General features: G+C 66.4%; 13 protein-coding genes and 4 tRNA genes. 11 read left to right on the top strand and 6 right to left on the bottom strand.

All coding sequences use genetic code 11. From position 1 onward, the window contains the following. The first annotated feature begins 10 nt into the window (after positions 1 to 10). The 5 genes from AC5P5S_RS14815 to ychF all read left to right on the top strand — a co-directional run bounded on the left by AC5P5S_RS14815 (position 11) and on the right by ychF (position 3,734). Positions 11 to 87 (top strand) — tRNA-Gln (locus tag AC5P5S_RS14815). 140 nt (positions 88 to 227) lie between these two features. Continuing rightward, entirely contained in the window at positions 228 to 1,187 is a 960-nt protein-coding gene (locus AC5P5S_RS14810; RefSeq protein ID WP_005415400.1) for a ribose-phosphate diphosphokinase, read from the top strand. 110 nt (positions 1,188 to 1,297) lie between these two features. Next, positions 1,298 to 1,915, top strand: a complete 618-nt coding sequence (locus AC5P5S_RS14805) for a 50S ribosomal protein L25/general stress protein Ctc (protein WP_005408191.1) — start codon at positions 1,298 to 1,300, stop codon at positions 1,913 to 1,915. A 48-nt stretch (positions 1,916 to 1,963) separates the two neighbouring features. Then, complete coding sequence (gene pth / locus AC5P5S_RS14800; protein WP_005408192.1) at positions 1,964 to 2,542, top strand: aminoacyl-tRNA hydrolase; 579 nt, start codon at positions 1,964 to 1,966, stop codon at positions 2,540 to 2,542. 100 nt (positions 2,543 to 2,642) lie between these two features. Further along, entirely contained in the window at positions 2,643 to 3,734 is a 1,092-nt protein-coding gene (gene ychF, locus AC5P5S_RS14795) for a redox-regulated ATPase YchF (protein WP_005408193.1), read from the top strand. A gap of 504 nt (positions 3,735 to 4,238) precedes the next feature. Here ychF and AC5P5S_RS14790 read toward each other — a convergent pair. The 6 genes from AC5P5S_RS14790 to AC5P5S_RS14765 all read right to left on the bottom strand — a co-directional run bounded on the left by AC5P5S_RS14790 (position 4,239) and on the right by AC5P5S_RS14765 (position 18,711). Next, positions 4,239 to 7,568 (bottom strand): autotransporter outer membrane beta-barrel domain-containing protein, encoded by a 3,330-nt coding sequence (locus AC5P5S_RS14790; RefSeq protein WP_495276331.1) that lies wholly within the window; start codon positions 7,566 to 7,568, stop codon positions 4,239 to 4,241. Between the two features lie 263 nt (positions 7,569 to 7,831). After that, a complete protein-coding gene (locus AC5P5S_RS14785) occupies positions 7,832 to 8,473 on the bottom strand; it encodes a response regulator (RefSeq protein ID WP_005408195.1) in 642 nt (213 codons plus the stop codon). Continuing rightward, positions 8,470 to 11,697: a hybrid sensor histidine kinase/response regulator gene (locus AC5P5S_RS14780; protein WP_062607731.1), complete on the bottom strand. Its 3,228-nt coding sequence runs from the start codon at positions 11,695 to 11,697 to the stop codon at positions 8,470 to 8,472. The genes AC5P5S_RS14785 and AC5P5S_RS14780 overlap by 4 nt, the downstream gene beginning before the upstream one ends. Positions 11,698 to 11,820: 123 nt before the next feature. Further along, positions 11,821 to 13,041, bottom strand: coding sequence for an EAL domain-containing response regulator (locus tag AC5P5S_RS14775; protein ID WP_049418869.1), 1,221 nt, complete (start codon positions 13,039 to 13,041; stop codon positions 11,821 to 11,823). Beyond that, the gene (locus tag AC5P5S_RS14770) at positions 13,038 to 15,809 is read right to left on the bottom strand and encodes a response regulator (RefSeq protein WP_062607730.1); all 2,772 of its coding nucleotides are present in this window, start codon (positions 15,807 to 15,809) and stop codon (positions 13,038 to 13,040) included. The genes AC5P5S_RS14775 and AC5P5S_RS14770 overlap by 4 nt, the downstream gene beginning before the upstream one ends. A 163-nt stretch (positions 15,810 to 15,972) precedes the next feature. After that, positions 15,973 to 18,711, bottom strand: a complete 2,739-nt coding sequence (locus AC5P5S_RS14765; RefSeq protein WP_043033760.1) for a TonB-dependent receptor plug domain-containing protein — start codon at positions 18,709 to 18,711, stop codon at positions 15,973 to 15,975. A 170-nt stretch (positions 18,712 to 18,881) separates the two neighbouring features. Here AC5P5S_RS14765 and AC5P5S_RS14760 point away from each other — a divergent pair, with 170 nt between their 5' ends. The 6 genes from AC5P5S_RS14760 to AC5P5S_RS14735 form a co-directional block, all read left to right on the top strand. After that, the gene (locus AC5P5S_RS14760; RefSeq protein WP_012479232.1) at positions 18,882 to 19,901 is read left to right on the top strand and encodes a cyanophycinase; all 1,020 of its coding nucleotides are present in this window, start codon (positions 18,882 to 18,884) and stop codon (positions 19,899 to 19,901) included. Between the two features lie 105 nt (positions 19,902 to 20,006). Further along, positions 20,007 to 21,023, top strand: coding sequence for an isoaspartyl peptidase/L-asparaginase family protein (locus tag AC5P5S_RS14755; protein WP_024957319.1), 1,017 nt, complete (start codon positions 20,007 to 20,009; stop codon positions 21,021 to 21,023). Between the two features lie 137 nt (positions 21,024 to 21,160). Beyond that, positions 21,161 to 21,246 (top strand) — tRNA-Tyr (locus AC5P5S_RS14750). A gap of 24 nt (positions 21,247 to 21,270) precedes the next feature. After that, positions 21,271 to 21,344 (top strand) — tRNA-Gly (locus tag AC5P5S_RS14745). A 49-nt stretch (positions 21,345 to 21,393) separates the two neighbouring features. Further along, a tRNA-Thr gene (locus AC5P5S_RS14740) sits at positions 21,394 to 21,469 on the top strand. Between the two features lie 41 nt (positions 21,470 to 21,510). Then, a partial coding sequence (locus AC5P5S_RS14735; protein ID WP_256727511.1) for a GTP-binding protein occupies positions 21,511 to 21,789 on the top strand: 279 nt, incomplete at its 3' end.

Raw genomic sequence — 21,789 nt, 5'->3', positions numbered from 1 at the left:
TTATCAATGCAGGGGCGTCGCCAAGAGGCCCAAGGCACCAGGTTTTGATCCTGGCATTCGTAGGTTCGAATCCTACCGCCCCTGCCAATAGCGGCTGTGTCCGCGCCTTCCAGCGCATCGCCCGCGCGGGACGTGGAAACAACCGCGGTGTTGTCAGCAGCAAGGGTCCATCGGGGTCCTTGCCGACTCCGGATCCCCGCCACTCGTCCCCGCCCGAGACAATCATGATGCAAGAGTCCCCGAACCTGCTGGTCTTTTCCGGCAACGCCAACAAACGTCTGGCGCAGAACATCTGCAAGGAACTGGGGGTTCGCCCGGGCAAGGCGCTGGTCTCGCACTTCTCCGATGGTGAAGTGCAGGTGGAGATCGAAGAGAACGTCCGCAAGCAGGACGTGTTCGTGATCCAGCCGACCTGCGCGCCGAGCGCGGAAAACCTGATGGAACTGCTGGTGCTGATCGACGCGCTCAAGCGCGCATCGGTGGCCAGTGTCACCGCCGTGGTGCCGTACTTCGGTTACTCGCGGCAGGATCGACGCATGCGTTCCTCGCGCGTGCCGATCACCGCCAAGCTGGCGGCGAAGATGTTCAGCACCGCTGGCGCTGATCGCGTGCTGACCGTCGACCTGCACGCCGACCAGATCCAGGGCTTCTTCGATATTCCGGTGGACAACGTGTACGCGTCCCCGCTGCTGCTGGCCGACATCTGGCGCGCCTACGGCACCGAGAACCTGATTGTTGTGTCGCCGGACGTGGGCGGCGTGGTCCGCGCCCGTGCGGTGGCCAAGCGTCTGGATGACGCCGACCTGGCGATCATCGACAAGCGCCGCCCGCGCGCCAACGTCTCCACCGTGATGAACATCATCGGTGACGTCGAAGGCAAGACCTGCGTGATGGTCGATGACATCGTCGACACCGCCGGCACCCTGTGCGCCGCTGCTGCTGCCCTGAAGGCGCGCGGTGCGCTCAAGGTCGCTGCCTACTGCACCCACGCGGTGCTGTCGGGCCCGGCGGTGGACAACATCACCAATTCCCAGCTCGACGAGCTGGTGGTGACCGACACCATCCCGCTGAAGGACGCGGCGCGGGTGTGCAGCAAGATCCGCCAGCTGAGCGTGGCGGAAATGCTGGCCGAAACGATGCGCCGCATCGCCTTCGGCGAGTCGGTCAGCTCGCTGTACGTCGACTGAGTTTTTCGTTCCTGCCGGCAACGGCGGGGACATACCCCAGGTGCTTCTGGTCGCGGAAGCATCTTCAACCGCCACGCCGCAGGGCGCGGCAACAACCTGAGTAGTCGAAAATGTCGAAGACCCATGAAATCAAGGTCACCAAGCGTGAACTGCAGCGTAAGGGTGCGAGCCGCCGCCTGCGTCACGCCGGTGTGATCCCGGCCATCGTGTACGGCGGCAACGCCGAGCCGGTCGCCATCAGCCTGGACCACAACGAAATCTGGCTGGCCCAGCAGAACGAGTGGTTCTATGCCTCGATCCTGGACCTGAACCTGGATGGCCAAGTGCAGAAGGTCCTGCTGCGTGACATGCAGCGCCACCCGTACAAGCAGCTGATCATGCACCTGGACTTCCAGCGCGTGAACGAGAACGAAGCCCTGACCGCTTCGGTCCCGCTGCACTTCGTCAACGAAGACACCTCGCCGGCCGGCAAGGCTGCCGACGTCGTGGTCACCCACGAACTGAAGGAAGTGACCATCACCTGCCTGCCGAAGGACCTGCCGGAGTCGATCGAAGTCGACCTGGGCGAGCTGAAGGCCGGTGACGTGGTGTACCTGTCCGACATCAAGCTGCCGAAGGGCGTGGAAATCCCGGCCCTGGCGCTGGGCAAGGACCACGACGACGCCATCGTCACCGCCAAGGCCGGCAAGGCCGACGAGGCTGACGAAGAAGCGGCTGCCGCCGAGTAATACCGTTACGGTGCCTGCCTCCGGGCAGGCACCGTACTGGAAGGAACCATGGCAGGACTGCGACTGATCGTCGGTCTGGGCAATCCCGGATCGGAACACGCCCGGACCCGGCACAATGCCGGGTTTCATTTCGTTGAGGCCCTGGCGGAGAAAGCCGGTGCGCGATGGAATGTGGACAGCAAGCTGTTCGGTGAGACCGCCAAGGTCGAGATCGCCGGGCAGACGGTGTGGCTGCTCAAGCCCGCCACCTTCATGAACCTCAGCGGCAAGTCGGTCACCGCCGCACAGCGGTTCTGGAAGATCGAACCGGAAGAAACCCTGCTCGCACACGACGAACTGGACCTGGCGCCCGGCGTGGCGCGGCTGAAGTTCGACGGTGGCCACGGCGGCCAGAACGGCCTGCGCGACACCATCCGCCTGCTCGGCCACGGCAAGTTCCATCGCCTGCGCGTGGGCATCGGCCATCCCGGCCACAAGGACCGCGTAGTGGGTTGGGTGCTGGGGCGCCCGTCCAAGGAGGACGACGTGCTGATCGCACGCGCCATCGACGATGCGATCGACGTGATGCCGCTGGCGGTACAGGGCGATTTCAGCGAAGCGATGAAGCGGCTGCACACCCCGAAATAAGCGGTAGGTACCGACCGTTGGTCGGTACGGAGAATGATTGGAAAAGCAGCGCCCAGGCCGCTGTTTCCCCAATCACTTTCACCCCAGAGAGCTGTCACCCATGGGTATCAAATGCGGCATCGTCGGCCTGCCCAACGTCGGCAAGTCGACCCTGTTCAATGCGCTGACCAAGGCGGGTATCGCCGCGGCGAACTTCCCGTTCTGCACCATCGAGCCGAACGTCGGCATCGTGCCGGTGCCGGACCCGCGCCTGAACGAGCTGGCGGGCATCATCAACCCTCAGAAGGTCATCCCGACCGCGGTCGAGTTCGTCGACATCGCCGGCCTGGTGGCCGGTGCCGCCAGCGGTGAAGGCCTGGGCAACAAGTTCCTGGCGCACATCCGCGAAGTCGACGCGATCACCCACGTGGTGCGCTGCTTCGAGCACGGCGACATCGTGCACGTGGCTGGCAAGGTCGATCCGATCTCGGACATCGAAACCATCGACACCGAGCTGGCGCTGGCTGACCTGGACAGTGTCGAGAAGGCGCTGAACCGTGCCGAGCGTGCGGCCAAGGGCGGCGACAAGGACGCAGCGGCGCGCAAGCCGGTGCTGGCCAAGCTGCAGGCTGCGCTGTCGGACGGCAAGGCCGGTCGCTCGGTCGGCCTGGACGAGGAAGAGAAGGCGCTGGTGCGCGACCTGTTCCTGCTGACCCTGAAGCCGGTGATGTACATCGCCAACGTGCTGGAAGACGGCTTCGAGAACAACCCGCACCTGGAAGCCGTGCGTGCGCATGCTGCCGCCGAAGGCGCGCAGGTGGTGCCGGTGTCGGCCGCGATCGAAGAAGAGCTGTCCCAGCTCGATGACGAAGACCGCGATACCTTCCTGGCCGACCTGGGCCTGAGCGAGCCGGGCCTGAACCGCGTGATCAACGCGGCCTACAGCCTGCTCGGCCTGCAGACCTACTTCACCGCTGGCGTGAAGGAAGTCCGCGCGTGGACCGTACGCAAGGGCGCCACCGCCCCGCAGGCTGCCGCAGTCATCCACACCGACTTCGAGAAGGGTTTCATCCGCGCCGAAACCATCGCGTATGACGACTTCATCAAGTACAAGGGCGAAGCCGGCGCCAAGGAAGCCGGTCGCCTGCGTCTGGAAGGCAAGGAATACCGCGTGCAGGAAGGCGACATCCTGCACTTCCGCTTCAACGTCTGATCCAGCGGCATCGGATCGACCCCGGACGCCCCGCCCTGTGCGGGGCGTTCGCGTTTCCGGCGATGGACAAAAAAACACCACGCTGCGAAACGCTTGCGGTGTGATGTTCGCCGGTACTTGTCCACAGCAAACTCCCATCGCTTTCCACGTCGGGTGTGGAAAACCGGCGAACCTGATGCAGCGCCGAGCCGATGCACGGCTGCGATGGACGTGAGCAGAGCGCGGGCTCGGCGCTACCTGCCTCGATCGTGCAGCGTGGACAAATTTTGACCACGCTTCGAAGCGCTTGCGCAGCAACACTCCCACCTACTTGTCCACATCAAATCCCAACCACTCTCCACGAGGGGTGTGGAAAACCGCGAAGAGGCATGGATAAAAAATAGCCACGTCCTGAAACGCTTGCTCCATGCGGTTCGCAGGCACTTGTCCACACCTAACCCCCATCGCTTTCCACGCGGCATGTGGAAAAAGCGCCCGGCACTCCCTTGCCGGGCACTTCCCGCATCACCAGGTGTACGACACGCCCATCTGCGCACTGATATCGCGGAAGCCCATGCCACCGCTCTGCCGGCTCAATTCACCCCAGCCTCGCCAACCGCCGGACAGATTCACCTGCACACCGGCCTTGGCTTCGTAGATGTCGCGCGGCAGCTGCCGCTGCAGGCGCTCGCCGTCCATCGCCAGGCCTGCGCCATTGCCGCCGGACCACCAGTTCACCGCCACGTACGGGTGCACCTGGCCCTGCGCCGGGCTCAACCCGCGGCTGTACAGGCGCAGGCCGAGGCGGCTGCTGGTCTCGCTACCGCCGCGGTCCTCGACCACCGTGCCGTTGGCCTCGACCACGCGGTCGCTGTCATAGCGGCTGTGAACCACCTGCAGCTGCGGTTCCAGGTAGATGCCGCGCTGCGCGGTGCGCCGCAGGGGAAGCACATAGCCGGCTTCGGCCGACGCACTCCAGTTGCGGGCGTCATAGCGCTCCTTCTGCAGGCCTTCGCCCTGCACGCTGTTGCGGAAGCGGCCGTACTGCAGCCAACCGTCCACATAGGCGCCGCCCTGCATGCGTGCATCCTGCAGCCAGGTGGCATAGGCGCCCACGCTGGTGCCGGTGACCACGCCCCGCGCGGCGTAGCCGGTCACCTGCGATCGGCTGTCATTGCGCGCACGGCCGTGACCGAGCATCGCACCTGCCTGCAGTTCGCCCTTGCCACCCACCTCGAAACGGCGGCCGACGCCGACCAGCACGCTGCTGATCTGCCCATCGACCTGGACCTGGCGGTTGCGGTCGTGGCTGTCGGGCTGCGCGCTGCGAAGGTGCATCCAGGCCACGGCATCGCCGCTGACGCCCGCTTCGGCGGCGGGATCACCGGCGCGGTCGTGCAGGCTGTGCCGGAACATGCCCAGCGCGGCGCTGCGGTTGGCCAGGTAGGCCGCCGGTTCCGGGCGTTCCACCTTCGGACGTGTCGGGTCAACTGGATCTACCGGATCGACGGGATCGACGGGATCGACAGGATCGACAGGATCGACAGGATCGACAGGATCGACAGGATCGACAGGATCGACGGGATCGACGGGATCGACGGGATCGACGGGATCGACGGGATCGACGGGATCGACGGGATCGACGGGGTCCACTGGATCCACTGGATCCACTGGATCGACAGGATCGACGTATTCCGAACGCAGGTACCAGTTGCCATCATCCGGGGTCGACACGCCGCCCTTGAACAGGAAGTAGTCGTAGGCACCGGCAACCGCGCGGCCCTGCAGGCCGAACTGAGCATCGGACTGGCCACCTACGGTGATCAGGCGGATGCCCTCCTGGGTCAGTGCACCGGCGCCGCCGGCATTGCGCACGCTCACGCTGGCGGTGCCGCTGCTGTTGCCGCTGATCACCAGCTGATCGCCGAGCGAGGTATCGTCCCCCAGTGCACGGTTGAAGATCCAGTGGCCACCGTTACCCACGTAGTCGCCGCTGACAGTGACGGTCTTGAAACCGCCCGCCGCCGGTGCATCGAAGGCAATGGTGCCGGCGTGTTCGAGTGCACCGACGCTGGAACTGTCACGCACGTTCCACTGGCTGCTGCCATCCAGCGCCAGCTGTGCGACCTGGTAACCGGAGTCGTTGCGCAGGGCGCCGCTGAACTGAGTACCGTTGCGCAGCACCATGTGCACCTCCGCAGTCGCGCTGTCGACGACCACGTCGCCGCTCAGGCGGCTGTTGTCCGCGGTGAAGCGGATCTCGGACGTTGCCACCGAGCTGCCATCAGTGAACACGGTATCGCTGACCCTCAGCAGTCGGCCGCCAACCAGGTCACCTGCCTGACGGGCGACAACGGCGGTATTGTTGAGTGTCAGTTCGTGGTTGCTTCCCTGCAGCCACAACGCTGGGCCGTCCAGGGTCTCGATCTGGCTGTCGTTGAACACCAGCCGATCCCAGTAGGGACCAAATACGGTGATGTAGGAACGATAGGCGCCCGAGTTCGTTCCCAGCGCCTGGATGTGCAGGGCGTCCGCAGTGAGCTTTGCAGTGTTCATCTGCACGATGCCGAACGAGGCTGCGCCATGGGTGGTGATCGAGCCGCCGTCCAGCTGTATGTCCGCGGTACTGCCGCCCAGGAACACACCACCGGACACCGCACCGTAGGTCGCAATGTCGAGATTCCTGGCACGGATCCGGGAGTAGGGCGTTGGAGGGTTGCTGCCGGAAGCGCGCAGGCCGTAGACGCCATCGCCATGGGTATCAATGCTGCCACCGGTGATCGTCGCGGTGCCACCCCATACGTCCACACCGTGGCCATACCCGTTGTCACCAAAGGTGCTGATCACAGTGTTGCTCAGGTCCGCCAGCGAGTCGGCACCGGACAGCCAGATCCCGGAACTGCCATCGCGCACGGTGAAGTGCGCGCCCTGGGCGGTCAACTTGCCCCAGCTGTTGACGTTGACGCCGTAGCCGCCGGTGCTTTCAAAGCGGGCATTGGTGATTTCCGCTGTGGCGAACGTTCGACTGGTCCGGTTTCCCATCAGTCGGATGCTGCTGCCGTTGGCGGTGGCGGTGCCCCCGGTGATGCGGAGGATCCCCCCGTTGTCAATGTCGAAGTAGCCATTGATGACATCCACGTCGCGCAGCGACAACACGCTTCCGCTGCCGCTTGCGGACAGGCGGCCGCTGGAACCGTTGGTTGCCTGCGCGAACGTCATCGCCAGTGATTCCAACGAAAGCAGTGCGCCGCCGTCGGCATAGATGGCACGGCCGGCACCGTTGCTGATCGTGGTACCCGATACATGCAGCTCGCTTCCACGTCCGCTGGAATACAGGGCATGACCATCGCTGCTTACACTGCCGCCATCGAGCCATATCTTGCCGCCGTTGGTGGCGTTGACCGTGCCGTAGCCGGAACTGTTGCGATAGGCATTGATGACCAGGTTGCTGGCGTGGATGACACTGCCGATGCCGGTTGCGTTGAGCGCATAACCGACGCCTGAACTTCCATTGCCAAGCTGTATGTGACCTCCCTGTACAAGAACACTGCCACCTGCGGAGGCCTGGATTGCGCTGCCGCCGCCGGTGACATCGACGCGCGTGTCATCGAGCGTTGCCGTGCTGCCGGCTCCGTTCACGTCCAGGGCGAAGCCGCCCACGGAGTGCAGCAGGGTATCGCCCGCATCCAGCTGCAGGGTCTGGCCATTGATGACCTTCAGCGGTCCGGTCAGATCGGCGGCGTGGGCCGGCAGCGCCGCCCACAGGGCGGTCGCCAGCAGGCTGGGAAGAAGGGGGGCAGGCGCGAGGCGCGCGCGCCCGGGCGCACGGCGGTACCGTGTGGGGGAGGCGTACATTCTGTTGGACTTCCTGTGGCAGGGCGCAGCACGGCTGCGCGAACTGGCGCGGCAGGGCCGCGTCGCTGCGGAAGCCACACGCGATGGCAGCTGCAGGCGCCATCGGACTTCCGTCCCCCAGGGCGACGCAGCTACTGCCGGCAGGCGCACCAAGGCGGGATGCGTCCAGCCTAGAAATCGGCGCTGTCCTATGGAATCAGGCGTTTCCTAAAGCCGGTGCAGACCCTTGTACAGGGGCTGCAGGGTTCAGCCTGGAGTGGACCTCAGGCGAACAACGAGGCCTGCAGGCAGTACTCGATCAGCGCCTGGTCACTGTCCACGCCCAACTTGCGCATCGCGCTGATCTTCTGCGTGCTGACCGTCTTGGCGCTGCGCTGCAGCTGGCGTGCAATGTCGCCCACGCTCATGCCGCCGGTGAACAGCCGGATCACTTCCAGCTCGCGCGGCGACAGCCGCGCACGCACCGCATCGGCATCGGCCGGCTCGCTCGCCGCTACCGGCAGCAGGCCCGGGGGCCGGTAGACGCGGTCGGCCAGCACCACGCGCAGGGCCTGTACCAGGCTGCCCAATCCATGGCTCTTGAGCACCACGCCGCCGGCACCAGCGGCATACATCGCCGCAACCAACGACGGGTTGGACACCATCGTCAGCACCAGCAGGCGCGTCTCCGGGAAGCTGCGGCGCAGGAACGAGATCAGCTTGATGCCGTCCCCGAAGCGGTCGCCCCCTGGCATGCTGTAGTCGGTGATCACCGCCTGTGGCCGGGTCCGGGTCATCAGCTCGATCAGCGTCGCCGGGTCGGCCGCTTCGCCCACGACCTCGAGGTCCAGCTCCCCGGCCAGTACGTCGCGGATGCCGGCAAGCACGATCGGGTGGTCGTCGGCGATGAGGATCCGTGTGGTCATGGCGGGTTCGGGTCGTCAGATGAGGAAGGAGATACCGCGCCGAGCAGCGGATGCAGCAGCTGTTCGAGGCGTCGCTGGAAGCCGGCAAGCGGAGCCTCCTGGGTGACCAGGTCATCGCCGCCTGCGAGGCCCTGTTCGATCTGCAGGCCGCTGTCCACCAGCGCAGGTGCGCCGACGATGACCAGTGCGCCGCGGATGCGATGCAGTACCTGCACCACGCGCGCGGGATCGGCGGTGGCAATCGACTGGCGCAGGCTGTCCAGGTCAGCCTGCATGGTCTGCACGAACAATGCCTGCATTCTTGCGGGAACCTGCAGCGGCGGATCATCATCGCGCGTATCGGTGGATACAGGACCTTGCGGCGGCGCGGAAAGTGCCACATCGCCCTGGGTGATCCGGATCAGCAGGCGTTGCAGCGCTTCCAGCGTGATCGGCTTGACCAGCACGCCCTGCATGCCCGATTCCTGGCAGCGTTGGCGTTCGGCCGGATCGGCGTTGGCGGTGGCACCGTGGATCGGCACGCTGACACCGCGCGCCCGCAAGGCGCGCGCCAGGCCATAGCCATCCATCCCGGGCATGTTCAGGTCGGTCAGCACCAGGGCGAACGCGCCCTGCTGCCAGTAGCCCAGCGCTTCATTGCCATCGCTGGCGACCACGGCACGGCAGCCGAGCTGTTCCAGCTGGTCGCGCAGGATCGCCTGGTTGATCGGGTTGTCCTCGGCCACCAGCACCTGCAGGCCGAAACGGCGCGTCGCCGGCAGGCGCCCTTCGGCGCTCGCCGCCAGCGGCTGGCCACTGGCCGCGGCCAACGCGAGCACGATCGCATCGAACCGGTGCAGGCCAACCTGCCAGAAGCCATCAATGTGCCGGGGGCGCACGCCGCCTTCGCGGCAGGCGACCACACGCGGTCCACCGGCCCACCCGGGCAGCGGGTCGTCAAGGACCAGGTCGAGCAGCACGGTGGGCGATGGCAAGTCTGCCGTGCTGTCTTCCCGGTACACGCTGGCCTGTGCACCACGCTGCTGCAGGCGTTCGCACAGCGATTGCACCAGCTCGCGCACGCCGCCCCGTACCTGGACCTGCAGGCCCGCAGGCAGCTGCGGCGCAGGGGATTGCTGCGGATCCGCCGGCGCCGGTGGCAGCGGCAGTTCGACGCTGAAGCTGCTGCCCAGGCCGCTCTCGCTGACCACACGCAGCTGGCCTTCCATCAACGCCACAAGATGCGCGCAGATGGCCAGCCCTAGGCCGGTGCCGCGCATCGCATCGGTGCCCGGGTTGGCCTGGAAGAACGGCTCGAACAGGTGCGCCTGGTGTTCGCTGGCAATGCCGATACCGGTATCGGCGACCTGCCACTGCAGCCAGCAGCGTTGCTCCTGCCAGCGTGCCGAAACGCGCACCACCACGCGCCCGCTGTCGGTGAACTTCAGTGCGTTGCTGATCAGGTTGTTGAGGACCTGGCGGATCCGCGCGGCATCACCGCACACCAAGGGTGGCACGTCGGCATCGATGCAGGCGTAGAACCGCAGCCCCTTGTTGGCGGCCGCGGCAGCATACGAGTCGAGCGCATCCTCGGTCAGTCGCACCGGATCGAACGGGCTGGGCTCCAGGCTCAGTTGCCCGGCCTCTGCCTTGCTGACGTCGAGGATGTCGCTGATCAGCTGCATCAGGGTCGAGGACGAACGCTGGATCGTCGCCAGATAGTCCTGCTGCCGCGCATCCAGTGGTGTGAGTCCGAGCAGTTCGAGGGTGCCGAGCACGCCGTACAGCGGCGTGCGGATTTCATGGCTCATCGTGGCCAGGAACTGGCTCTTGGCCCGGTTGGCCTGGTCGGCGGCACGGCGCGCCTGCTGCAGCACCTGTTCGGCTTCATGCTGGCTGCTGAGATCGATGAACAGACACAGCACCGCCGGCTCGCCGCGATAGCGCGCCGGCGTCGCGGTCACCAGCAGGTGGCGGCCTTCGGGCGTGGTGTAGGCCAGCCCATCGCCGAGCGTGGTGCCTCCAGCGGCCAGCACGCTGCGCCGCCAAGGGCCATGCCAGCCTCCGCTGTGGTGGTCTTCGCCCAGCCAGCGGCGGGCGAGGGTGTTGTCCAGCAGCACATTGCCATCGGTACGGCGCAGCAGGCACAGCCCGATCGGCGCGTTGTCCAGGATGGTGCGGCTGAAGGCCTCGCTTTCCAGCAGGCGCGCGTGGTTGCTGCGCAGTGGTTCGATGACCGAACGCCGATACGCGCGCAGCAGCAGCGTGCCACCCAATGCCAGCAGCAGCGCCACCACGGTCGCGCCGAGCAAGGGCCCCTGTGGGTGCTGGAACACCTGCCGCCAGCTGACGTGGTACACCGCCAGCCAGCCGCGCTCGCTGCGCATGCGGAACTGCAGGCCTGCAAGGCCGGCCTTCCAGGAGGTGCCAGCGTCACTGGCGTCTGCTGCATCGCCCAGCAGGCGCTGGCCATCGGTATCGAACAGCGACAGCCGCTGGAACACCGGAACACCCAGCACCTGCCGGTAGTCATCGACACGTCCCGGATCGAGCAGGCAGGCCAGCGCGGCCTGTGAATCCTTGTCGTCCTCGCCCCACAGGCGTGCATCCTGCGGCGCATGCGCGATGGCCAGCAAACGGGTCTGCCGGTCGCGCCACGGTACGCTCACCCAGACGATGCCACCGCGCTGCAGCGCCGGACGCGTGCCCATGACCCGGTGGATGTCGGCGATCGCCGGGCGCAGGTGATGCGGGCTGTTCTGGCTCGCATCGGTAACGCCGATCTGCACCGGTGCCAGCAGCCCGCGCGTGCCCTGGCCATCGACCAGCAGGCATTGCGGTGGTGGGTAGTGCGAGGCCGACCAGAACGTGCCGTAGAAGCGCAGGAAACGATCGCCCAGCTCGTTCGGTAGCGAAAGACTGGCTCCCTCGCTCCCGATCGCCGCGAAGTTGGCGAACAACGGGCCGCGTTGCAGTTCCACGCTGGCATCGGCAACCGGCTGTCCTCGAGCGCCGACATCGTGCAGCCGCCACTGGCGCAGGAAGCGCTCCTGCTCGCGAAGCGTGCCGTCCAGGCGGCGGAAGTGGTACTCGATCTTGCTGCGCTCTTCGTTCAAAAGCTGCGAGCCGGCCGACAGCAGCAGTCCGGCCTGCAGGGTCGCCAGCACCACCACGCCGATCAGCAGGGCGTGGACGCGCAGTGAGCGGCGAGCGAGTCGGCGAACAGGGGCGGCCTCGGCCGGCATGGCGGGTCTCAGGGTGGGGGCGGACAGAGGCACCGGTGGCGGCAGCGCAAAGTCCGCCGCCACTGCACAGACAGGATCGTCAATGCGACTTGATGATGTTGTGAAGTCGCTGTGGAATCCGTGTCAGCTCAGGGCGGCTCGCGATCTTTCGTCCAGTTGCGGTGCTTCTTCGTCCAGCAGGCGGGTGAACTCGTCTGAGGGCAGCGCCTGCGAGATCAGGAAACCCTGCACCTGGCTGCAGCCGAGCTGGCGCAGCGCGGCCAGGTCGGCATCGCTTTCCACGCCCTCGGCCACGATGGTCAGCCCGAGCTGGTTGGCCAGCGCGATCACCGTCGACAAGGTCAGGTGCAGGGCCGGGTCACGGGCGCAGCCGCTGACCAGCGCGCGGTCGATCTTGACCTCGGTGAAGGGGGTATTGACCAGATTGTGGACCGAGCTCAGACCCTGCCCGAAATCATCCTGGGCCAGGCCGAAGCCCTTCATGCGCAGCCGGCAGGCACCGGCATAGAAGTCGCTGACGTGCCGCGTGGTGCTGTTTTCCATCAGCTCAAAGCACAATTCACCAGGCGTACCGCCGTTGGCCAGGGTCAGTGCCAGCAGTTCGTCGGGCAGGTCCGACTGCTCCAGCAGGTGAGGGGGCAGGTTGATCGATACCGGTACCCGGAACCCTTGTTTGCGCCAGCGTGCCTGTGCGCTGATGCTGGCCTTGAGCATCATCCGCAGCAGATCGCCCTCCAGCCCGTATCGGCAGATCGCCGGGAGGAAGCTGCCAGCGGCCAGCGCGCCCAGCTGCGGATGGCGCCAGCGCACCAGTGCCTCGGCCGCCACGACCCGCCCTGACTGCAGTGACTTTTTCGGTTGGAACCAGGCCGTCAGGCTGCCATCGGCCATGGCCTGGCGCAGCTGCGAAACATCCGGTTCGGGTGCAGCCGCCGCGCGCGTGGGGGCCTTGCCAGTGGCCTGACGCGCCTGCGCCAGCGCCTCGAACAGGGCATCCACGTCGGCGGCCGCCACCGGCTTGGGCAGCAGGCCGATCACCTCCAGCCCCAGCGATTCGGCCATCAGCCGTGCCGAGGTCATCATCCGCCGCGGGGCCGCGCTGACCACGGCAAGGCGGGGTGGGCGTGGCTGCGCCGCCAGCGCCTGGATGAACTGGATGCCGTCCTGCCCGGGCATCAGCAGGTCACTGACCACCAGGTCGTAGGGCTGGCAGGCACACAGTGCGATGGCGGCATCCACGTCTTCGCAGGCATCGACCTGGACGCCGGCACGGCTGCCGAAAAGATTGGCCAGGAAACCACGCTGGAAGGGCTGGTCTTCCAGGATCAGGACACGCTGGGTCATGCGGGATCTCCTTGGCGCAGGGCGGTGAGTGCCTTGCGCAGGCGGGCGATGTCGATGGGTTTGCTGAGGTAGCCCTGCATGCCACTGGCCAGGCAGCGCTCGCGCTCTTCGGCGGTGGCATTGGCGGTGGCGCCGATCACCGGTACCAGGTTGCCGTCATCGCGCAGCTCGCGGGCCAGCGCGTGGCCGTCCATGCGCGGCATGTTGATGTCGGTCACCACCAGATCGAAGCACTGCTCGCGGCACCGTTGCAGCGCTTCAATGCCATCCTGTGCCAGCTCCACGTCGCAGCCGAGGGTGCGCAGCTGCTCAGCCAGGATCACCCGGTTGATCGGGTTGTCCTCGACCGCCAGCACGCGCAGCCCCAGCGGCACGGGCGGTGCCAAGCGCGTGGTCTCCGGCTGCGCCGCACGTTGCTGCTGCACGTTGGCCAGCGCATTGCCGATCGCGGTCATGCCATGCAGGGTCACGACCAGGCTGCCATCGGCGGCAGTGATCGGCTGGTCACCGCCCTCGATCGATGCCACCACGCGCGGGCCCGACCATGCCAGCGGAGTGGCTGCTTCACCATCCATCAGGATCGCGCCGTCATGGTCCAGCAGCGTCGGGTCGCCAAGCAGGGGCTGCGCGTTGGCACCCCAGCGACACAGCCAGCCACAGGCACTGTCGACCAGCTCGCGGTCGCGGCCGCGCACCAGGATCGGTGGTTCCGGCAGCAATGTGGGCCCATCCTCGGCAGCGGCCAGCACCGGCAATGGCAGGCGGACGCTGAAGCTGCTGCCCAGGCCCGGCTCGCTCACCACCTGCAGCTCGCCGCTCATCAAGCGCACCAGACGGTCGCTGATGGACAGGCCCAGGCCGGTACCCTGCGCGCTGGCCGCGCCGCGGACCTGGCGGAACGGTTCGAACAGACGCGCCTGTTCCTCCGCAGCAATACCCACGCCGGTATCGGTCACCTGCCAGGCCAGCACGCTCGATTCACCTTCGCGCTGTACCTGGCGCACGCGCAACACCACCCGGCCATGCTCGGTGAACTTGATCGCGTTGCTGAGCAGGTTGCCCAGCACCTGGCGGATGCGGTCGGCATCACCGAGCACCCGCGTCGGCAGGCGCGGATCGGTGCAGACCAGGATCTGCAGGCCCTTGCAGGTGGCCGACGCGGCGAAGCTGCGCAGCACACTCTCGGTCAGCTCGCGCGGCGAGAACGCCGCCGGCTCCAGGCTGAGCTGCCCTGACTCGATCTTGGACACATCCAGCACATCACTGATCAACTGCAGCAGGACCGACGAGGAACTCTCGATGGTGCGCAGGTATTGCGACTGCCGGGCGTCCAGCGAGGTGTGCCCCAGCAGCTCCAGCGTGCCCAGCACGCCGTACAGCGGAGTGCGGATTTCATGGCTCATGGTGGCCAGGAACGCGCTCTTGGCCTGGTTGGCCGCATCGGCCGCCTGGCGTGCCGACGACAGTGCGGCCTGTGCCTGGCGGTGTCGGGAAATATCATGGAAGACGCATAGCAGCACATCATCGCCCTGGTAGCGGCAGGCCGCGTGCAGCACCTGCAGCTGGCGCCCGTCGCGGGCGGTGAATTCCAGTCCGCGCCCGCGCTCGCCGGCATGTCCGCGCCATGGCGCCTGCCAGTCGCTGTGTTCGCCTTCCTCGCCGAGCCAGTCGCGCAGCAGCTGGTTGGACAGCAGCAGCGCGCGGTCGTTGCGGCGCAGGACGCAGATGCCGACCGGCGCCATGTCGATCACCGTCGAACTGAAGTCCAGGTTCTCCAGCAGGCGGCGGTGCTGCTGCAGGGCCGGCTGGATCAGCTGCAGGTCCACGCGATGCCGTAGCAGGCGCAGCGCAACACCGGCCAGCAGCAGCAACAGCACGCAGACCAGCAGGGGCACGGCCAGGTCGCCCAGCAGCAGCTGCGGCGGCAGGTGGTAGACCAACCGCCAGCCGTCATTGCCGACACTTTTCACCAGCGCTACGCCGCGCGGCAGGCCGCCGCTCCATAACGTACCGAAGCTGTCGTCCTGGCGTTCCCGCAGGATTGTCCAGCCCGCGCGATCCAGCCGCGGCGCCTGGCTGGACAATGCAGGCTGCCCAGAACGGTCGAGCAACGCATAACCGCCGATGCCCTGGCCATCGATCATGCCCGCCGCTGCATCTGTATCAAGCAGCAGTACCAGCCACTGCGCCGGATGGGGACCGGACTGCACCGGCTGCGCCAGTGCGACGCCACGGTCACCCGGGCGCAGCCAGTACACCCGGTCAGCGCCCTCGAGGCTGCCGTTGCGCGTCTGCAGTGCACGTAGCGATGGCAGGCGTGCCAGGTCGACGTCGACCGCGTCGCCGGCCAGCCAGTGCGCACCCCGCGCATCGACCAGCAGCAGGTGCGTCTGCAGCGCCTGCAGCGTGTGCTCGGCACGTGCCGACAAGAGCAGTCGCTGGCCCGGCTGGCCGCCGGGGCCATCCAGCGCCACCTGGCGCATGCCTTTGCTGTCCGTGGCAGGCGCATCCGGATTGCCGGCCAGCACGGAATCGCCCAGGTAGCGCAGCAGGGCTTCGCGCTGGTCGAAATAGATCTGGGCCCTGTAGGCCGCTGCATTCATCTCGCGGCGATGGGTCGAGATGTCCTCGGTGAATGCCGTGAGCAGGTAGAACCCGGCCGCGGCGGCCAGGCAGATGAAGACACAGACGGTCAGGCAGCGCAACAGCACCGACGCGGTGGTCGATGGCACGGTCTTCTGCAGCGAAGGGCGGGGGAAGCGGAACATGCAACGATGCTAGGAAGCCGCGCGGACGGCGCGGAATCAGCTGTTTCCTAAAATCCCCGGCTGGCCGACCGGCCCGGAGCCTGCACGCGGGCACCGTTCAGGTGGCAAAAAAAAGGAACCCCCGCCGAAGCGGGGGTCTCCTGTACCGACATTGGCCAGGCACTTACAGCGCGCTGCCACCGAACTTGTGGGTGTACTGCAGGTTGATGGTACGGCCGACGCTGTCGAACCAGGACACGTCGTAGTACGGATACGCGGTGTAGGTGGCATCCTTCGGCGGCATCTTGTTGAACACGTTGACCACCGACAGCGACAGGCGCGAATGGTCGTCGAAGCGATACTGCACCGAGGCGTTGTAGCGGTAGGTCGCCTTCACGTAGGGGCTGTCACCGCTTTCCCAGTCGAACGACTGGTCGTAGTTGTCCGAGGTCGGCAGCTTGCCCAGGCGCGAACCGTAGACCGTGGCCGACCACGCGTCCTTCTCCCAGGTCACGCTCAGGCTGGTCTTGGTGCGCGGGATGTCGAATCCGCTGTTGACCGCGAACTGGTCCAGGGTCGGATCGCCGGGGTAGCGCTGGAAATCGTGCTTCTTCACCCAGGTGTGGGTGCCATTGAGGATGAAGTCGCCGATACCGGTCTGCAGGCGGTAGCGCAGGCCGACGTCGATGCCGGAGGTCGACTCGCGGGCGACGTTGATCGGCGCCACGCGCACGCCGTACAGGCGGCCGTCGCTGGTACGGGTGATGCGGTCGAGCGCGTCCACGCAGGTCGGCGAATTGATGTCGGCACTGCCGAGCCGGCAGTTCGCTTCGTTGGCCAGGAGGGTGCGCACATCCATGTCCTGCACCTGCTTGCGCATGTCGATGTCGAACCAGTCCACCGACAGGTCCAGGCCGATCGCCGGCGACCAGACGAAGCCTGCGCTCCACGAGGTGCTGGTTTCCGGGTCGAGCTGGCGGTTGCCGGTGCGGCTGCGGATCAGGTTGCGCTCGTAGTCGGAACAGTCGCTGGCGCCATCGGCGCGGCAGCTGTACAGGTCTTCGGCGGTGGTCTCGTCGTTGCCCGGTCCGGCGAACACGTAGTGCAGGTCCGGCGCGCGGAACGCGGTGCCATACGAACCGCGTACCAGCAGCGTGTCGATCGGGCGCCATTCCAGACCGCCGCTCCAGGTCGCCTTGCCGATGGTGTGGCCGGAATAGCGGTACTGGTCGTAGCGGCCGGCCACGCTCAGGTTGACCGTCTCGTGCAGCGGCATGCGCAGCTCGGCGGCGGTCGCCCAGCGGTTGCGCGAGCCCTGGCCGTCCGAATCCTTCCAGCTGTAGTAGTAGTACTGGGTGGCCAGCGGATCGGGATTCAGCGCATAGGCCTGCTGGCCCACTTCCACGGTCGCGGCGAACCCGGCATCACCGCCCGGCAGGCCGAACAGCGCGGAATTGGTCAGCGTGAATGCAGCCGTCTCGGTGCGCGACTTCGGCGAATAGGTGGTGCGTGCGGCAATCGAATCGTACTCGGCGCGGGTCAGCGGCCGGTACAGCCGCGACGGGGCCGCGTTGTAGATCGGGAAACCGTCGTCGTCCACGCCCAGCTGCGGGCCCAGGAACAGGTCATTCGCCTTGGAGGCGATGATCTGCGCCCAGCTGATCCGCGACTGGTACTGCGAATGGCTCAGCGCCGCTTCGTAGTCCCAGTTGCCGGCCAGATTGCCCTTGAAGCCGGTGGTCACGCTGAAGGTCTTCTGCGTGCTGCGCACCATCGCATTGCGCAGGCCCCCCATTTCCTCGGGTGAGAACTGGCGCTGCCAGAACTCGATCTCGCCGGTGGCCTGGTTGTTGAAGTAGCCCGACTCATCGCCATTGGCGTCCATGCGGCCCCACTTGGTGACGTCGCGCATCAGCGACATCGTGTGGTAGCCCAGCTGCACATCGGCGAACCATTGCTGGCCGTTGTCGAAGTCGTAGCTCAGCGAGGCGTAGCCATTGGCGCCGCGGCGCTTGCTGAGGATGGTGCCGTAGCCGATCGAGCTGTCGCTGCCGCAGTAGTAACCGTAGCGCGGGCGGTAGGCGCGGTAGGTGCTGCCCTGGTTCTGCCCGGCCAGCGCTTCGCAGGTGGCCGCGCCCGGATCCAGGTAGTCGTCGTTGTAGTCCGTACGCAGGTAAGCGCGGCGGGCGATGCGCGAGCCCTCGGTGGGGCCGTCCTGGGTCGAATCCTGGATGTCGCGCTCATAGGCCCACAGCGGGGTCTGCGACTGCAGCTCGACGCTGTACACGGCGTTGAAGTTGCCGCGGCTGAAGCCGCTGGCCAGGCTCATGTCGAACGACTCGCCACCGCCTTCGCTGGTGGTGCCCATGCGCATGTCGATCGTGGTGCCGTCGGCCTTCTTCTTCAGGATGAAGTTGACCACGCCGGCGATCGCGTCCGAGCCGTAGATGGCCGAGGCGCTGCCGGTCAGCACTTCGATGCGCTCGATCATCCCCAGCGGGATGTTGGAGACATCGGTGAAGTTGCTGCGGCCCTTGAACGGCATCGGGAAGTCGGCGATGCGGCGGCCATTGACCAGCACCAGCGTGTGGTTCGGGCCCAGGCCGCGCAGGTCCACCTGCTGGGCGCCCGGCGAGAAGTCGGCGCCGCTGGAAGACTGCTGGCTCTGGGTCTCACCGCCGTTCTGGGTCATTGCACGCAGCACGTCCGGCACGCTGGTGAAGCCGCTGGAGCGGATCTGTTCGGCGTCGATCACCGTGATCGGGGCGGGGCCTTCCACCTGGGCGCGCGGAATGCGCGAACCGGTGACCTGCACCGCATCCAGTTGTTGAACCGGGGAGGAAGCCGGTGCCTGGGCCGCCGCGGAAGCAGCCACGCCCATCAACGCCAGCTGGATCGACCACGCCATCGCCTTTCTACGCATGAGGAATTCTCGGAAATGAAGCCGGCCCGCAGAGGAGGGGCCCTGTCCCCCATTCAGATTTCCGGAACGGGCGCGCGCATTTAACGCCTTTTTCATGTCCTTGACTACTGGGTCCCTATCTGGCAAAGAGTGGAAACGCTTGCAAGTCGATTTTGTTCAGGGAGATCAAGATGCGACGCCTCCATCGGACCCTGCGTGCCCCCTTCGCCTGGCTGGCGCTGCTGGTCTTGGCCGTGCCGTTGGTCGCCCTTGCGCAGGACCTGCAGGGCCCGGGCTTCGCCTACTACGAAGCCGGCGATCTCGACGCGCCCCGGCCCGGTCCGCGCGCACCGGCCATGATGCTGATGGGCGGTGGCGAATGGGTGCCGGAGGCCTTCCACTGGTGGCTGAAGCAGGCTGGCAATGGCCGTGTGCTGATCCTGCGCGCTTCTGGCAGTGATGAGCTGCAGGACCGCCTGTACCGCGAGATCGGCGGTACCACCGCAGTGCAGACGCTGGTGTTCGACAGCCGCCGCGGCGCCGACGATCCGGCCGTGCTGCGCGTGGTTGCCGCAGCTGATGCCATCTTCATTGCCGGTGGTGACCAGTCGCGCTACATCCGCTTCTGGAAGGGCACTGCGCTCAACCGCGCGCTGAACGCCCACGTGCGCGCTGGCAAGCCGATTGCCGGTACCAGTGCGGGGCTCGCCATCCTCGGTGGCTATGCCTACGGCGCGATGGACGGCGGCAGCATCACCTCTGCCGGCGCCCTGGCGGACCCGATGGGCAGCGCGGTGACCATGGACAGCGGCTTCCTGCAGATGCCCTACCTGCAGCGCGTGGTCACCGACACCCACTTCGACAAGCGCGACCGGCTCGGTCGCCTGATCGTGTTCGTGGCGCGTGCCGCACAGGACAGTGGCGACCCCGACATCGTCGGCATCGGCGTCGACGAGGACACCGCCCTGTGCGTGGAGCCTGATGGCCAGGCGCAGGTCTACAGTGCTGACGGCGAGGGCAAGGTCTGGGTGGTCAACCCTGGCCGCGATGCCGACCGCCTGGTCGAGGGCGAGCCGCTGCGCTTCCGCGCGGTGCCGGTAACGGTGGTCGCCAGCGGCAGCCGCATGCGCCTGGATGACGTCCAGGCCGAGGCCGACTATCAGGCCGTGGCCGACGTCAGCGACGGTGAGCTTGAGTTCACGCTTCGGTAGTGCCGGCCGCTCGCCGGCAACCCACCTTCCCTGATACGCCCCTCGCCGGCCAGCGGCCGGCACTACCCTGCAATCCATTCCCCGTTACTGCTGGAGACGTATCCGATGAAACTGCGCCTGGCGCTGTCTGCGCTGCTGTCCCTGCCCATGCTTGCCCAGGCCGCACCGGCCGCTTCACCGCTGCTGGTCATCCACGGCGGCGCCGGCGTCGAGCGCAAGGACCTGTCGCCGGCCGAGGAAAAGGCCGCACGTGACGCGCTGCGGGCGGCACTGCTGAAGGGCCATGCGGAACTGGCGGCGGGGCGCCCCGCGCTGGCCGCAGTCACCGCCGCGATCACCGTGCTGGAGGACGATCCCACCTTCAACGCCGGCAAGGGCGCGGTGTTCACCCACGACGGCCACAACGAGCTGGATGCGGCGGTCATGGATGGCGCGAACCAGGCGGCGGGCGCGGTGGCGGGCGTGCAGCGGGTGCGCAACCCGATCCTGCTGGCGCAGACCGTGATGCAGAAATCCCGCCACGTGATGATGGTCGGGCAGGGCGCCGAAGCCTTCGCGGCCGAGCAGGGCATTCCTCTGGTCGATCCCTCCTACTTCCGTACAGAGAAGCGCTGGCAGCAGCTGCAGCGCGCGCTGAAGGAAGAGGCCAGCGGCCAGGCGCATGCTGACCTGGAGACTGCAAAGCACTTCGGTACCGTTGGTGCGGTCGCATTGGACGCGCAGGGGCATCTGGCCGCCGGCACCTCCACCGGGGGCATGACCAACAAGCGTTACGGCCGGGTCGGTGACTCGCCGATCATCGGTGCCGGCACCTGGGCCGACGCACGCTGCGCGGTGTCCGGCACCGGGTGGGGCGAGTACTACATCCGCACTGCGGCCGCGCACGAGATCTGCGCGCGCATGCGCTACCAGGGGCAGAGCCCGGAGCAGGCCGGCAAGGGCGTGATCAACGAGACGATTCCGCAGATGGGCGGCGACGGCGGTGCGATCGTGCTCGGCGCAGACGGAAAAATGGCCACGCCGTTCAACACCCAGGGCATGTATCGGGGCTGGATCGGCGGCGACGGCGTCCCTCATGTCGCAATTTTCGCCAACGAGACCCTGCCGGTTCCCGGGCAATAACCTTGCGTATCAATGGGTTTGCGACAGCGTGTGAAAAAAATGGAAAAAAGCGTTGACAGCCCCCCGTCCCATCAGCAGAATAAGCGGCTCACCACCACACACCGCAACGCTTCGGCGGCAACGGAATGGGGTGGTAAGGAGGGATACCCAAGCGGCCAACGGGGGCAGACTGTAAATCTGCTGGCTTACGCCTTCGGTGGTTCGAATCCACCTCCCTCCACCAGTTTCACGTTGTGACATTCCCGGCGCGGGAGTAGTTCAATGGTAGAACCTCAGCCTTCCAAGCTGATGGTGCGGGTTCGATTCCCGTCTCCCGCTCCATTGAATGAACTTTGAATATTATCGAGTTCATGTCATAATGCAAAACTCGGCTCACGTAGCTCAGTCGGTAGAGCACTTCCTTGGTAAGGAAGAGGTCGAAGGTTCGATTCCTTTCGTGAGCACCATCTTAAGCATCACCTCTCAGACGAATTCGAGATAAGCAGCCATGGCCAAGGGTAAGTTCGAGCGCACCAAGCCGCACGTCAACGTCGGCACCATCGGTCACGTCGACCACGGCAAGACCACGCTGACCGCCGCACTGACCAAGATCGGTGCCGAGCGCTTCGGTGGCGAGTTCAAGGACTACTCCTCGATCGACGCCGCTCCGGAAGAAAAGGCTCGTGGTATCACGATCTCGACCGCGCACGTCGAATACGAATCCCCGGTCCGTCACTACGCCCACGTCGATTGCCCGGGCCATGCTGACTACGTCAAGAACATGATC

The organism is Stenotrophomonas sp. YJH_SMC_54 (genome assembly GCF_059368435.1).
Note: the sequence above shows the minus strand (reverse complement) of the source record. Positions and strands in the feature narration are given on the sequence as shown.

What these genes read in the sequence shown, in the direction of transcription:
- AC5P5S_RS14770 (WP_062607730.1), bottom strand. Translation starts at nt 15,809, where the DNA reads ATGTTCCGCTTCCCCCGCCCTTCGCTGCAGAAGACCGTGCCATCGACC.
- AC5P5S_RS14810 (WP_005415400.1), top strand. Translation starts at nt 228, where the DNA reads ATGCAAGAGTCCCCGAACCTGCTGGTCTTTTCCGGCAACGCCAACAAA.
- AC5P5S_RS14780 (WP_062607731.1), bottom strand. Translation starts at nt 11,697, where the DNA reads ATGCCGGCCGAGGCCGCCCCTGTTCGCCGACTCGCTCGCCGCTCACTG.
- AC5P5S_RS14775 (WP_049418869.1), bottom strand. Translation starts at nt 13,041, where the DNA reads ATGACCCAGCGTGTCCTGATCCTGGAAGACCAGCCCTTCCAGCGTGGT.
- AC5P5S_RS14805 (WP_005408191.1), top strand. Translation starts at nt 1,298, where the DNA reads ATGTCGAAGACCCATGAAATCAAGGTCACCAAGCGTGAACTGCAGCGT.
- AC5P5S_RS14760 (WP_012479232.1), top strand. Translation starts at nt 18,882, where the DNA reads ATGCGACGCCTCCATCGGACCCTGCGTGCCCCCTTCGCCTGGCTGGCG.
- AC5P5S_RS14790 (WP_495276331.1), bottom strand. Translation starts at nt 7,568, where the DNA reads ATGTACGCCTCCCCCACACGGTACCGCCGTGCGCCCGGGCGCGCGCGC.
- AC5P5S_RS14755 (WP_024957319.1), top strand. Translation starts at nt 20,007, where the DNA reads ATGAAACTGCGCCTGGCGCTGTCTGCGCTGCTGTCCCTGCCCATGCTT.
- AC5P5S_RS14765 (WP_043033760.1), bottom strand. Translation starts at nt 18,711, where the DNA reads ATGCGTAGAAAGGCGATGGCGTGGTCGATCCAGCTGGCGTTGATGGGC.
- ychF (WP_005408193.1), top strand. Translation starts at nt 2,643, where the DNA reads ATGGGTATCAAATGCGGCATCGTCGGCCTGCCCAACGTCGGCAAGTCG.
- pth (WP_005408192.1), top strand. Translation starts at nt 1,964, where the DNA reads ATGGCAGGACTGCGACTGATCGTCGGTCTGGGCAATCCCGGATCGGAA.
- AC5P5S_RS14785 (WP_005408195.1), bottom strand. Translation starts at nt 8,473, where the DNA reads ATGACCACACGGATCCTCATCGCCGACGACCACCCGATCGTGCTTGCC.